This window comes from Paraburkholderia sp. J94, assembly GCF_905220285.1.
GTDB classification, from domain to species: domain Bacteria; phylum Pseudomonadota; class Gammaproteobacteria; order Burkholderiales; family Burkholderiaceae; genus Paraburkholderia; species Paraburkholderia tropica_A.
This window is the reverse complement of record NZ_CAJMZH010000049.1, coordinates 1-692: the sequence shown is the minus strand read 5'-3', so window position 1 is coordinate 692 and position 692 is coordinate 1. Positions and strand designations below refer to the sequence as shown.

The 692-nt window shown below is 60.3% G+C and carries 1 protein-coding gene; it reads left to right on the top strand.

What is annotated here, in order from left to right:
* Positions 1-692 (top strand): phage late control D family protein (locus U4Y88_RS37580; protein WP_321790129.1); only part of this gene is annotated, 692 nt, incomplete at both ends.

The following is a 692-nucleotide window of genomic DNA, read 5'->3' as shown; positions in this document are numbered from 1 at the left end:
TCGGATTACCAGCTTGACGTGCAGACCATCGATGAGAGTGGCCTCTATCTCGATGGGCTTCACAAGGTGGTCGATACGGACAAGCTCATCGGGCAGAGCCTGACGGTCAGGATCGCGGTCGAGGGCAACGGCACGCTGGCCGATGGCGAGATCAATATCGGCGCGGGCGTGCGTGAGATCACGGGCGTGATCTCGGAGATGAAGTGCCTCGGCGCGGACAACCGGCGCATGCAATACCGCCTGCGCCTGCGGTGCTTTCTGTGGCTCGCGACCCTGAACCGCGAGAACCGGCACTTCAGGGACATGAGCGTGGTGGACATTTCGAAAGAGATTCTGAAGAAGTACACGTTCAAGGTGCAGTGGGACAACGTCATCGGTGCGGGCAACGGAAGGCGGCCCTACCCGAAGCGGGATTACCAGCGGCAGTTCTGGCAGAGCGACTGGGATTACCTCAACCTGCTGTGGCAGGAATGGGGCCTGTGCTTTTACTGGGAAAACGACACGCTGGTGATGATGGACACCCACGGCTATCCCGCCCAGGAACCGGCCTATAAAACCGTGCGTTACCTCGAACGCGGCGGGCAGCGCATCGACGAGGAACATATCCACAAGCTGGAGTACGGTCGCGGTCTGACCACGGGCGTCGTGCGTGTGATGGACTACGACTACACCATGGCGGACGTGAACTGGTA